Raw genomic sequence first — 12,505 nt, forward strand, 5'->3', positions numbered from 1 at the left:
AACCCCGCCGCCAAGACCGACCCGGCCTCGCCCATCTTCGGCATGCCCATCCTCGATGTCGAGAAGGCCAAGACCGTGCTGTTCATCAAGCGCGGCATGGGCTCGGGCTATGCCGGCGTCGAGAACGAGCTCTTCTTCAAGGACAACACCATGATGCTCTTCGGCGATGCCAAGAAAATGGTCGAGGAAATCATCAAGGGATTCTGAACAGCAGGCAAATAGCTCGCTCCCATCCTTTCAAGAAAGGCAAAACCGCCATGTCGCAATGGATCCGTTTCGAGGAAGACGGGCAGGCCCAGTTCGGCACGCTCGAAGGCGACGACATCCACGTCCATCGCGGCGACATGTTCGGCATCGCCGCTGCCACCGGCCGCACGCTGCCCTTGGCACAGGCCAAGCTCCTGGCGCCGACAGTGCCGGGCAAGATCATCGCACTCTGGAACAATTTCCACCAGCTCGCCGCCAAGCTGAACGTCGCTGTGCCGCCGGAACCGCTCTATCTGCTCAAGGCGCCCACCAGCGTCACCGCGCCGGGCGCGACCGTGGCAAGGCCCCCCTCCTATGACGGCCGGGTGGTCTATGAGGGCGAGCTTGGCATCGTCATCGGCAAGCCCTGCAGCAATGCCTCCGAGGCGGAGGCCGCGGACGCCATCTTCGGCTATACCTGCGTCAACGACATCACCGCCGGCGACATCATCACGCGAGACTCGACCTTCGCCCAATGGGTGCGCGCCAAGAGCTTCGACGGCTTCGGGCCGTTCGGCCCGGTGATCGCCACCGACATCGATCCCGCCACCCTGGTGGTCAAGACGCTGCTCAATGGCGACGAGCGCCAGAACTATCCCGTTGCCGACATGATCTTCCCGCCGGCGAGGCTGGTCAGCCTGATCTCGGGGGATATGACCCTGCTCCCGGGCGATTTGATCTGCTGCGGCACCTCGCTTGGCGTCGGCGCCATGAAGGAAGCTGAGAACGATGTCCGCGTCAGCATCGAGGGTATCGGCTGCCTGGAGAACCGCTTCGTGCAGTGATGGAGGCCCGGGCGCTGGCAGGATGCCTGTTCTGCGAAGGACGTGGCGGCGCGATATGCCGGTCGTCAGACCAAAACGGAACTATCGCTCCTTGTCAAAAAAGTGGCCGGTCTGAAGACCGGCCATCATTCCTTCCCGAAAGATTTGCTTTCAAGCCGCCTTCGCCCTCGCAGCGAGCGCCCGGCCGATCGTATCGCCGACCAGATGCGGGCTCGACGCCACGGTAATGCCGGCCTTCTCGAAGGCGGCGATCTTGGCGTCGGCGCGATCGCGGCCGTGCATGGTCAGGGCACCGGCATGGCCCATGCGCCGCTCGGCCGGGGCATGCAGCCCGACGACCAGGCCGACGATCGGCATGGCCGGCCTGACAGAGGCGATGTAATCGGCCGCTTCCTGTTCTTCCTCGCCTCCGATCTCGCCGATCAGCACGATGCCCTCGGTCTTGGGATCGGCGAGGAACAATTCGAGGCAATCGCGCATCGACAGCCCATGCACGGGGTCACCGCCCACCCCGACGGTGGTCGACTGCCCGAGACCCGCAGCCGTAACCTGGGCGATCACCTCGCTGGTCAGCGAGGCCGAGCGCGAGATGATGCCGACGCTGCCGGGACGCTCGCTGCCGGTTGCCATCACGCCCATCTTGCACAGGCCTGGCGACAGGATCCCCTGCGAATTGGGGCCGATCAGCCGGGTCTTCGATCCGGCAAGGGCATGGCGCACCCTGATCATGTCGAGCACCGGCACCCGCTCGGTAATGGCGACGACCAGCGCGATTTCGGCCTCGACAGCCTCGATGATGGCGGCACTCGCCTGCGCCGGCGGCACGAAGACCATGCTGGCATTGGCGCCGGTCTCCTTGGCAGCCGCAGCGACGCTATCGAACACCGGCGCCCCGAGATGGAACCGCCCACCCTTGGCGGGCGTGACACCCGCCACGACCTTGGTGCCATATTCGATCATCGCGGCGGTATGATGGGTTCCGGCCCAGCCGGTCATGCCCTGGCAGACGACGCGGGTTTCACTGTCGATGAGGATAGCCATTCCGCCCTCCCTTGAGCGCCGACGGCGCTATCGCTTTTTTGGATTAATTAGTCTAAAACTGCAGCAAAATCGCCGTCAGCGTGCGGCGGCAACGGCCTTCGCGGCGGCCGTCCACATGTCCGGGCATTCGATGATGCGGCAGCCGAAATTGGCGAAACGCGAGCGGGCATAGTCGGCATTGTTGCCGGCGAGCCTTGTCACCACCGGCAGCGTCCGTCCGGCCCGGCGCATGGCGATGCCGAGCCCCTCGGCCACCGTGTCGCAGGACTGCATGCCGCCGCCATGCACGTTGATGAGCAGTGCGCGGACCTGGGGATTATCGAGCAGCAGGCCGAAGCCATGGGCGATGTCGAGGCTGGTCGCCGTGGTGCGGATATCCATGAAATTGGCCGGGGCGCCACCGGCCGCGTGGACGAGGTCCACCGTGGCGAGACCGAGCCCGGCGCCATTGGCGGCGATGCCGACGCTGCCATCCATGCGGACATAATTGAGCTGGCGCTGGCGGGCCTTGACCTCGTATTCGTCCCCGTCTTCCTCGCGCAGCTCCGCCAGAGAAGCCTGGCGGAACAGGGCGTGGTCGTCGATGATCATCTTGACGTCGAGCGCCAGCAGCCTGTCGTCGGCGGTCAGAACCAGCGGGTTGATCTCGATCAGGCTGGCATCGAGTTCCAGGAAAGCGCGGCGCAAGCCATCGGCAAGAGCCCTGAAGGCTTCGGCCGGCTGCCCGGTCAGGCCGAGGCGCGCCGCCAGGGCCTGCAGGTCCTCGCGTCTCGCCTGGCTGCCGTCCCCCAGGGAGAGCCGCTCGAGACCACCTTCTCCGGCAAGGACGCGGTCCTCGATATCATCGCCGCCGGCCCCACTGGCAGCCAGGACCAGGGTGCCGCTGGCGGCATGCACGCTGAGCGACAGATAGAAGCTGCTTATGTGATCGACGGCCGCCTCCACCAGCACGCGTTCGACCACGCGGCCATGCGCACCGCTTTGCTCGGTGACGAGGCGCCGGCCCAGCAGCGCCCGGGCTGCCTCCTCGGCTGCATCGGGGGAGGAAACGATAGGGACGCCCCCGGCCCGCCCGCGCCCGCCGGCGTGGATTTGCGCCTTCACGGCGAAGCGAGAGCCACCGAGGCGACGCGCCACCTGCCCCGCTTCGTCGGCGGTGATGGCGACGGCGCCCTGCGGCGCCTCGACACCATAGGGTGCCAGGATCTGCTTGGACTGGAACTCGTGCAGTTTCATCATTCCCTCCCGCACCTGGATATCGCTCTTATCTGGCATAACGTATACCAGATTTCAGAAGCTGTCAAAGAGGAAGCCTAGGAGCGCGGACATCTTGTCCGCTCTTGGAAACGCTGGGCCTAACGGATGGCAAAAGCGGACATCGCGACATACGGGCATGTCGCGATGTCCGCGCTCCATATAAAAAGGGGCGGGCACCACGACGGCACCCGCCCCCATCATCTCAATGATGAAACCTCACTCGGCCGCCATCGCCACGGGAGCGCCAAGGGCGCCGCTTCCCGCAATCTCATCGATCCGGCCCTGGTCGAAGCCGAGGACGTCGCGCAGCACTTCCTGCGTGTGCTCGCCCAGAAGCGGCGAGCGCTCCACCACGGTAGGGCTGTCTGAGAGCTTGATCGGATTGCCAACCGACAGATAAGGCCCACGCTCGGGATGGTCGACCTCGACGACGGTCCCCGTCACCCTGAGCGAAGGCTCGTTGGCGATCTCGCGCATCGACAGGATCGGCCCGCAGGGGATGTCGAACTTGTTGAGGATGTCCATCGCCTCGAACTTGTCCTTGGTCTCCGTCCATTTCTCGATGGTGTCGAAGATGGAGCGAAGCCGCGGCAGGCGCGCTTCAGGCGTGGCATAGTCGGGGTCGGTGATCCACTCTTCCTTGCCGATCACCTTGCAGATCGCGCCCCAGACCGGCGCCTGGGTGATGAAGTAGATATAGGCGTTGGGATCGCTCTCCCAGCCCTTGCACTTGAGGATCCAGCCGGGCTGCCCGCCCCCCGAGGCATTGCCGGCACGCGGCACCGCGTCGCCGAATTTGCCGTTGGGGTATTGCGGATATTCCTTCATGGGACCGCGCTCGATGCGCTGCTGGTCGCGCAGCTTCACCCGGCACAGATTGAGCACGCCATCCTGCATGGCGGCGTCGACACGCTGGCCCCGGCCCGAATGGGTGCGCTGGTAGAGCGCGGTGACGATGCCGAGCGCCAGATGGAGACCCGTGCCGGAGTCGCCGATCTGCGCGCCCGTCACCAGCGGCGGGCCGTCGTCGAAGCCGGTGGTCGAGGCCGCGCCGCCGGCGCATTGGGCAACGTTCTCATAGACCTTGCAGTCCTGGTAGGGACCGGGGCCGAAGCCCTTGATCGAGGCCACGATCATGCGCGGATTGAGTTCCTGGATGCGGGCCCAGGAAAAGCCCATGCGATCGAGCACGCCGGGAGCGAAATTCTCCACCAGCACGTCGCAGCTCCTGACGAGCTCCTCGAGCACCGCCTTGCCGGCCTTGTTCTTGGTGTCGAGCGTGATGGAACGCTTGTTATGGTTGAGCATGGTGAAATAGAGGCTGTCGACATTGGGGATGTCGCGCAGTTGGGTCCGGGTGATGTCGCCGACGCCCGGCTTTTCCACCTTGATCACGTCGGCACCGAACCAGGCCAGCAACTGCGTGCAGGTCGGACCGGATTGAACATGCGTGAAGTCGAGGATGCGCACGCCTTCGAGTGCCTGTCCCATCGTTCCCTCCTCGGAAATGTCATCTGTTATGGCGAGGGGCCGGGATGGCCGGCTGGCGCGTTTCCCACGCGGCCGGCCATCCCGCCATCTCACTTGTACATGGTCTGGTTCTTGGTGCCGGGCGCGTACTCGTCCGGATCGACCCAGATATTCACCAGGGCCGAACGCCCCGTCCTGGCCATGGCCTCGCGGGCCCGCCGCAGGGCCGGCTGGATCTCGTTGGGATCGCGGACTTCCTCGCCGTGATTGCCGAGCATCTGGGCAAATTTCGAGAAGGCCACATCGCCGAGCTTGTTGCCGACATTGCCGCGCTCCTCGCCATATTTGGCGACCTGGCCGTAGCGGATCTGGTTCATCGAGGAATTGTTGCCGATGACGGCGAGATAGGGCGCCCCGAAGCGATCGGCGGTTTCCATGTCGAAACCGGTCATGCCGAAGGAACCATCGCCGTAATAGCACAGCACTTCCTTGTTGGGATTGGCGAGCTTGGCCGCCAGGGCAAAACCGGTGCCGACGCCGAGCGAGCCGAGCGCGCCCGGATCCATCCACTGGCCCGGCCCGCGGGGGCGCACGGCCTGGGCCGAGATCGTCACTACGTCGCCGCCATCGCCGATATAGATGGTGTCCTCGCCGAGGAACTCGTTGAGTTCATAGGCGACGCGATAGGGATGGATCGGCGTCTGGTTGGACAGGAAGAGCGGCATCAGCTTTTCGGTCGCGGCCACTTCGGCGTCCTGGAGCATCTTCATCCATTGCTGGCGCAGCTGGCGCTTGCCCTTGTCCATGCGGCCGGAGGCCGCCTGCAGCACGGCGCCGAGGATCGCACCGGGATCGCCGACCAGGCCGAGATCGATGTCGCGGTTCTTGCCGACGGTGCGGTAATCCATGTCGATCTGGATCAGCTTGAGGTCCTTGCTGATGCGTTTGCCATAGCCCATGCGGAAGTCGAAGGGCGTGCCGACGATGACGAGCACATCGGCCTTGGCGAAGGCGAGCGAGCGGGTGCGATCGAAATGATGGGGGTCGCCGGGAGGCAGCAGGCCGCGGCTGGCGCCGTTGAAATAGCCGGGAATGTCGAGCCCACGCAGCAATGCGATGGCCTCTTCCTGCCCACGGCCGGTCCAGACCTGTTGGCCATAGAGGATGGCGGGGCGCTCGGCGGCGACCAGGATATCGGCAAGCTTCTCGATGTCGGCGGGATCGCCGATCGACTTGGTCGAAGCGCGATATTTGCCGGATTCCGGCAGGACCGCACGGTCGAGGGTGACTTCCCGGTCGAGCACGTCGCGCGGGATCTCGAGATAGGACGGGCCATAGGCACCGGCGAAGCATTCGCGTGCCGCCATCGAGATCATGTCGGCCACGCGCTCGGTAGAGGAGACCGTCGCCGCGAACTTGGTGATCGGCTTCATCATGTCGACATGCGGCAGATCCTGCAGCGAGCCCATCTTATGCTGGGTCAGCGCGCCCTGCCCGCCAATATGCAGAACGGGACTTTCTGAGCGGAAGGCCGTGGCGATGCCGGTCATCGCATTGGTGCAGCCGGGGCCGGCCGTGGTGACCACGCAGCCGAGCTTGCCGGTCTGGCGCGCATAGCCGTCGGCGGCATGGGCGGCGACCTGCTCGTGACGGACGTCGACGATGCGGATACCTTCGTCGAGACAGCCATCATAGATGTCGATGATATGCCCCCCGCACAGGGTGAAGATCGTGTCGACACCCTCAGCCTTGAGCGCCTTGGCGACGAGATGTCCGCCGGAGACAACGCTGCCGTCGCGGGCTTTTTGCTTGAGCGTGTCTTCGGCCGTCGTGGTCACGGGCTTTTGCAATGCTGTAACCGTTGCCATTGGGGCAATTCCTCCCGTTGTTCTTCGCAACGATATGCCGCTGAGGGTCATCGGCTTTGATGAAACCGCCTCCGATGAAGAGGGGGCAATCAACTATGCCGAAATCGCCTTCTACTTGGCGGAATGACGCCATGGCATGCCGTACAGCTGGTACATTGGCATGCCAGATACCAGAGTGTCAATCCGCATTTTTCACCCTCCAACAGACTTGGAGCCGGCCTCTTCCTTCACCAGAAGGGGAGATGAATTCTCTTTTATTTCAAATACTTGCTATTCAATTCGCCGGGGAAAGCGAGTAAAATTGCGGCCGCAGGAAACCGGACTCTGCCGGCTCGAAGGACCGTCTGCATCGACGAATTCGCAGGTTTGTGGCGCCCGTAATTTCATGCCGCGATGCAGTAAAGCCTGCAAGGTAAACCTTGCATCTTCGTGTTTAGTATAGAGATATCCCTAAACTTGGTTTAGCCCACACCGCCCATCAGGCGGGGGAACAAGCGGATTGCAGATGAGCTGAGGCAGTTTACTTCGCAATGCAAAGAGCGCATGACTGCATTGCAACATAGGCCCTTCTCTTCTGGGATCTGGTATGCCAGATTCACGGCAACACAGGATCTTTCCTCGAACACCCAATGTGGAGAACGACCATGACCACTTCCGCCCTGTCCCGCAGCCCTGCTGCCCGTCCGCTGTCGAACCGTCTCTGGGCGGCTTTCTCGGGCTTCCTGATGAAGATGGCCCAGGCCGATATCCGCGCCGGTTCCCGCGAACCCTTCGGCCTCTGAAGGCCTGGATCGCCGCCGCCCCTTTATCCGAGATCCGGGGCGGCAGCCTGAGAATGGCTTCGGCCGGATCGATTCGACTGGGGCGATTGCCTGGCCGGCTCCGGTGATTCTGGCTGCCCTTTTATTGCGGCGAGCCGAGCCACTCCGGGCGAGCCACAGCCTGTCAGGCCGGTGTAGCACTCGCCACCGCTCAAAGCAGGCAAGGGGGCGTAGGGGCGCATTTGGGAGACCAGGTCCGGTCACAGGGCTTGCCCCGCTAGGCGTGGCAGCTGGTAGCCGTCGGGGAGACGAATTCCGTTCTGGCATGCCAGAATATTATGTCTGATAAGCGACTATTTCTAGTATAAATACGACATTAAGCAGAGTTACGGCTGCTTCTATGCAACTTTTTTTGATCTATTCGCAACTGTGCCGGCAACCAAGGCGCACCGAGCGAAGATCTCAATTTTTTCCGTAACTTGCTACCGATTGCCCTTCCTCTCGATTCGCTCCCAAGCCCCCTGGAAGACGCCTCTTCCGGGGCAATTTGGCGTGCCTTGCCGAAAAACGGCGCTTGCCAACTGGCATGCAAGATACCAATATGGCGACATAACCTGCTTAATGGAGCCTGGGCTCCGTCCAACCTCCAACAAAAACCAAGGGGGACTGCAATGGTAGGGTCGCAAGGAGAGGAAAACCTGCCGAGGGTATCTGATGCCTTCCGCTGGACACAGCTTGCAATCGGCGTCGTCTGTATGGTGATGATCGCCAATCTCCAATATGGCTGGACATTCTTCGTTCCCGATATCCAGAAGACGTTCGGCTGGGACCGGGCAGCCATTCAATGGGCTTTCACTCTGTTCGTCCTGTTCGAGACCTGGCTCGTGCCGATCGAAGGGTGGTTCGTCGATAAATACGGGCCAAAACTGGTGGTAGTCTTCGGTGGTGCGCTCTGCGCCGTCGGTTGGGTGATTAATTCCTACGCCACCTCGCTCACTCTATTCTATCTGGGACAGATCATTGCCGGCATCGGCGCCGGCGCCGTCTACGGCACCTGCGTGGGCAACGCGCTGAAATGGTTCCCGGACAAACGCGGCCTTGCGGCCGGCATCACGGCGGCCGGCTTCGGTGCTGGCTCGGCCCTGACGGTTGCGCCCATCCAGGCCATGATCGCCAATGACGGGTTCCAGGCTGCCTTCTTCTGGTTCGGTCTCGGCCAGGGCATCATCGTCATCATCTTCGCGCTGTTCATGCACACGCCCCGCAGCGGCCAGGTGCCGGCTCCCGTGCTGAACAAGAACATCGTGCAGACCCGCCGCAACTTCGCGCCGACCGAAGTGCTGCGCCAGCCGATCTTCTGGCTGATGTACTTCATGTTCGTGATCGTCGGCGCCGGCGGCCTGATGGTAACCGCCAACCTCAAGCCGATCGGCGCCGATCTCAAGCTCGACGGCGTCCCGGTCTCTCTGTTTGGCCTGACCATGACGGCCGTGACGTTCGCCGCCACCCTCGACCGTATCCTCAACGGCCTCACCCGCCCCTTCTTCGGCTGGGTGTCGGACAAGATCGGCCGCGAGAACACCATGTTCATCGCCTTCGCGATGGAAGGTGTCGGCATCTACATGCTGCATCTGTTCGGCCATGATCCGGTCTGGTTCGTGCTGCTCTCGGGCTTCGTATTCTTCGCTTGGGGTGAGATCTATTCCCTCTTCCCCTCGACCTGCACGGACACGTTCGGCTCCAAATATGCCGCGACCAATGCCGGCCTCCTCTACACGGCCAAGGGAACGGCGGCCCTGCTCGTCCCCTTCGCCAACGTACTGCAGCAGCAGACCGGAACCTGGGACGTGGTGTTCATCATCGCGGCGGGCGCCAATATCCTGGCAGCCATCCTCGCCATCGGCGTCCTCAAACCCTGGCGTGCGGGCGTGGTGCGCAAGCACGAGTTACAGCAGCCGGCCAACACGGCCGCGGCATAGCTCTCGCATGGCGAGCATCAGCCCGCCACGTCACATCGCAAACGCCGGTGCCCTGACAGGCACCGGCCAGGAAGATCACCATAGGATCCCGCGGCGATATCTCATTCAGTATCGCCGCATCCTATGCCAGGTCCCGGCAGTGCAGACATAGCCGGGGCCAGAAACCGCCTAATCCATTGAATAAGAACAATATCTTCTAGAGCAAAACGCGTTCAAGTGTGAACGCTTATTTCCTCTAACTCTTTGTTTGGATGCGTCTTTGCGATTCTTGGTGACTCCATAAAATCGCAAAACGCTATAGGATACAGCCAAAGCTCGAGCCTTTGGCTCCACGCGACACGCGAAAATGAACCAAAATCTGGTTCTTTAGAGCTAAAGCGTTTTGCGGTCAGGCGAAATCGCCGGGAAACGCAAAGCCACATCGACACAGAAATAGAAAAGAGGCGCGGTTTTCGCTTCGACGCGTTCTACCCCGGTCGATAGCGAAAGTCGCGCTTGACAAATTCAAATCTGGCATACCAGATACCAGAAGTTAGGTTCCCACCGACAGGACGAAGCTTCGATCCGGCAACGACCAGGGAGAAAACACCATGAACATCCAGGCAAGACCCGCGCAATCCATCCAGGCCGATGTCCGGGCCATTCTCGATGCCGTCAAGGCATCGGGCCGCACCAGCCTCACCGCCCCCGAGGGCAAGCTCGTCTGCGACGCCTATGGCATTCCCGTGCCGAAGGAGGGCCTGGCACGCTCCAGCGCCGAGGCTGCCAAGCTTGCCGGCGACATGGGCTTTCCGGTGGTGATGAAGATCGTCTCCCCCGACATCCTGCACAAGACCGAAGCCGGCGGCGTGATCGTCGGCGTGGCTTCCGCCGCCGAGGCCGAAGCCGCCCACGACAAGATCCTCGCCAATGCCAAGGCCTACAAGGCCGATGCCCGCATCGAAGGCATCCAGGTCCAACAGATGCTGAAAGGCGGGCAGGAAGTCATCATCGGCGCCGTGACCGACGACAGCTTCGGCAAGCTCGTCGCCTTCGGCCTCGGCGGCGTGCTGGTCGAAGTCTTGAAGGATATCACCTTCCGCCTGGCGCCGATCAACCGCGACGAGGCCCTCTCCATGCTCGACGGCATCCAGGCCGCCGAGATGCTCAAGGGCGTGCGCGGCGGTGACCCGGTCAACCGCGATGCCCTCGCCGACACGCTGGCAAGGGTCTCCCAGCTCGTCACCGATTTCCCGGAGATCACCGAACTCGATCTCAACCCCGTCTTCGCCACCAAGGACGGCGCCACCGCCGCGGACGTGCGCATCGTGGTGGACTTCGAGGCCAAGCCGGCCCGTTTCAGGCCCTCGCAGGATGCCATCGTCACCGCGATGAACCGCATCATGCGTCCGGAAGCCGTTGCCGTGATCGGCGCCTCCTCCGAGGATGGCAAGATCGGCAATTCGGTGATGAAGAACCTGATCAATGGCGGCTACAAGGGTCAGATCTACCCGATCCACCCCAAGGCCGACGAGATCCTCGGCTACAAGGCCTATAAGAGCGTCAAGGATGTGCCCGGCGCCATCGATACCGCCGTCTTCGCCATTCCTGCCAAATTCGTGGCCGGCGCCCTGGTCGAATGCGGCGAGAAGGGCATTCCGGGTGCCGTGCTCATTCCCTCGGGCTTTGCCGAAACCGGCAATGAGGAAGGCCAGCGCGAGATCCAGGAGATCGGGCGCAAATACAATATCCGCCTGATGGGGCCGAACATCTACGGCTTCTACTACACCCCGTCCAATCTCTGCGCGACCTTCTGCACCGCCTATGACGTCAAGGGCTCGGCCGCCCTGTCCTCCCAGTCGGGCGGCATCGGCATGGCCATCATCGGCTTCTCGCGCTCGGCCAAGATGGGCGTCTCGGCGATTGTCGGCCTCGGCAACAAGTCCGATATCGACGAGGACGACCTGCTCACTTTCTTCGAGCAGGACGACAACACCAAGATCATCGCCCAGCATTGCGAGGACCTCAAGGACGGCCGCGCCTTCGCCGAAGTCGCCAAACGCGTCTCCAAGAAGAAGCCGGTGATCGTGCTGAAGGCCGGCCGCACCTCGGCAGGCGCCAAGGCGGCAAGCTCGCACACCGGCGCGCTCGCCGGCAACGACCGTATCTATGAAGACGTCTTCAAGCAGGTCGGCGTCATCCGCGCCCGTTCGCTGCGGCAATTGCTGGAATTCGCTCGCGGCGTGCCGATCATGCCGACGCCCAAGGGCGAGAACGTGGTGATCATCACAGGGGCCGGCGGCTCGGGCGTCTTGTTGTCGGATGCCTGCGTCGACAACGGCCTGTCGCTGATGTCGATGCCGGATGATCTCGATGCGGCCTTCCGCAAGTTCATCCCGCCCTTCGGCGCGGCCGGCAATCCGGTCGACATCACAGGCGGCGAACCGCCCTCGACCTACAAGAACACCATCAAGCTGGGCCTGGAGGACGACCGCATCCACTCGATCATCCTGGGCTATTGGCACACCATCATCACGCCGCCGATGACTTTCGCCAAGCTGGTGATCGAGGCCAAGGAAGAGATGAAGGCGAGAGGCATCGAAAAGCCGATCGTCGCCTCCCTGGCCGGCGACGTGCAGGTCGAGGAAGCCTCCGAATATCTCTATGCCCATGGCGTGCCGGCCTATGCCTATTCCACCGAGCTGCCGGTGGAAGTGCTCGGCGCCAAATATAAATGGGCCCGCGGCGCCGGCCTGCTCTGAGGGCAGGCCTAGCTGACGACGCCGGCCACACCAAGCCGGCATCGTTCCCCTCCTCTCCTTCAATCGAACAGCCCCTCCTGCCTGCGCTCCCTCACCTGGATCGCGGGGACGGCGGAAGCATGCTCCATGACCGGGTGGCACCATCCCATGACAGCGACGAGGTCCAAGAAGAATGAACATCCATGAATATCAGGCCAAGGCCGTGCTGCAGAGTTTCGGCCTGCCGATCTCTCCCGGCGCCGCGGCGCGAACCGTCGAGGAAGCGGTGAAGGGAGCGAAAGAGCTCCCCGGTCCGCTTTACGTGGTGAAGTCGCAGATCCATGCGGGCGGGCGCGGCAAGGGCAAGTTCAAGGAACT

Annotated in this window: 10 protein-coding genes; 6 read left to right on the forward strand and 4 right to left on the reverse strand. The window is 62.8% G+C overall.

Annotation, left to right across the window (positions count from 1 at the left end; genetic code table 11):
• The coding region (locus tag ABXS05_RS34660) for an NAD(P)(+) transhydrogenase (Re/Si-specific) subunit beta (RefSeq protein ID WP_367626407.1) at window positions 1-207 on the forward strand (207 nt) is incomplete at its 5' end.
• Window positions 208-257: 50 nt separating this feature from the next.
• Window positions 258-1,031 (forward strand): fumarylacetoacetate hydrolase family protein, encoded by a 774-nt coding sequence (locus tag ABXS05_RS34665; RefSeq protein WP_367627067.1) that lies wholly within the window; start codon window positions 258-260, stop codon window positions 1,029-1,031.
• Window positions 1,032-1,181: 150 nt separating this feature from the next.
• Here ABXS05_RS34665 and sucD read toward each other — a convergent pair whose 3' ends face one another.
• The 4 genes from sucD to ABXS05_RS34685 form a co-directional block, all read right to left on the reverse strand.
• Window positions 1,182-2,072 carry a succinate--CoA ligase subunit alpha gene (gene sucD / locus ABXS05_RS34670; RefSeq protein ID WP_367627068.1) on the reverse strand — a complete coding sequence of 297 codons (891 nt, stop codon included), beginning with the start codon at window positions 2,070-2,072 and terminating at the stop codon, window positions 1,182-1,184.
• Window positions 2,073-2,147: 75 nt separating this feature from the next.
• Window positions 2,148-3,308 (reverse strand): succinate--CoA ligase subunit beta, encoded by a 1,161-nt coding sequence (locus ABXS05_RS34675; RefSeq protein ID WP_367627069.1) that lies wholly within the window; start codon window positions 3,306-3,308, stop codon window positions 2,148-2,150.
• Between the two features lie 237 nt (window positions 3,309-3,545).
• Window positions 3,546-4,820, reverse strand: a complete 1,275-nt coding sequence (gene frc, locus ABXS05_RS34680; RefSeq protein WP_311945256.1) for a formyl-CoA transferase — start codon at window positions 4,818-4,820, stop codon at window positions 3,546-3,548.
• Between the two features lie 89 nt (window positions 4,821-4,909).
• Window positions 4,910-6,667, reverse strand: coding sequence for a thiamine pyrophosphate-binding protein (locus tag ABXS05_RS34685; RefSeq protein WP_367627070.1), 1,758 nt, complete (start codon window positions 6,665-6,667; stop codon window positions 4,910-4,912).
• 644 nt (window positions 6,668-7,311) lie between these two features.
• Here ABXS05_RS34685 and ABXS05_RS34690 point away from each other — a divergent pair.
• From ABXS05_RS34690 to ABXS05_RS34705, 4 genes are all read left to right on the forward strand, one after another.
• Window positions 7,312-7,449 (forward strand): hypothetical protein, encoded by a 138-nt coding sequence (locus ABXS05_RS34690; protein WP_311945258.1) that lies wholly within the window; start codon window positions 7,312-7,314, stop codon window positions 7,447-7,449.
• 650 nt (window positions 7,450-8,099) lie between these two features.
• On the forward strand, window positions 8,100-9,407 hold the full coding sequence (oxlT, locus tag ABXS05_RS34695) for an oxalate/formate MFS antiporter (protein ID WP_311945259.1): 1,308 nt from the start codon (window positions 8,100-8,102) through the stop codon (window positions 9,405-9,407).
• Between the two features lie 590 nt (window positions 9,408-9,997).
• Window positions 9,998-12,148, forward strand: a complete 2,151-nt coding sequence (locus ABXS05_RS34700; protein WP_311945260.1) for an acetate--CoA ligase family protein — start codon at window positions 9,998-10,000, stop codon at window positions 12,146-12,148.
• Window positions 12,149-12,320: 172 nt separating this feature from the next.
• The coding region (locus ABXS05_RS34705) for an ATP-grasp domain-containing protein (RefSeq protein WP_367627071.1) at window positions 12,321-12,505 on the forward strand (185 nt) is incomplete at its 3' end.

This window comes from Labrys neptuniae, from assembly GCF_040797145.1.
Taxonomy (GTDB): Bacteria; Pseudomonadota; Alphaproteobacteria; order Rhizobiales; family Labraceae; genus Labrys; species Labrys neptuniae.

Coding starts and splice junctions, on each gene's coding strand:
- ABXS05_RS34675 (WP_367627069.1), bottom strand. CDS start 3,308: ATGAAACTGCACGAGTTCCAGTCCAAGCAGATCCTGGCACCCTATGGT.
- ABXS05_RS34700 (WP_311945260.1), top strand. CDS start 9,998: ATGAACATCCAGGCAAGACCCGCGCAATCCATCCAGGCCGATGTCCGG.
- ABXS05_RS34665 (WP_367627067.1), top strand. CDS start 258: ATGTCGCAATGGATCCGTTTCGAGGAAGACGGGCAGGCCCAGTTCGGC.
- oxlT (WP_311945259.1), top strand. CDS start 8,100: ATGGTAGGGTCGCAAGGAGAGGAAAACCTGCCGAGGGTATCTGATGCC.
- sucD (WP_367627068.1), bottom strand. CDS start 2,072: ATGGCTATCCTCATCGACAGTGAAACCCGCGTCGTCTGCCAGGGCATG.
- ABXS05_RS34685 (WP_367627070.1), bottom strand. CDS start 6,667: ATGGCAACGGTTACAGCATTGCAAAAGCCCGTGACCACGACGGCCGAA.
- frc (WP_311945256.1), bottom strand. CDS start 4,820: ATGGGACAGGCACTCGAAGGCGTGCGCATCCTCGACTTCACGCATGTT.
- ABXS05_RS34690 (WP_311945258.1), top strand. CDS start 7,312: ATGACCACTTCCGCCCTGTCCCGCAGCCCTGCTGCCCGTCCGCTGTCG.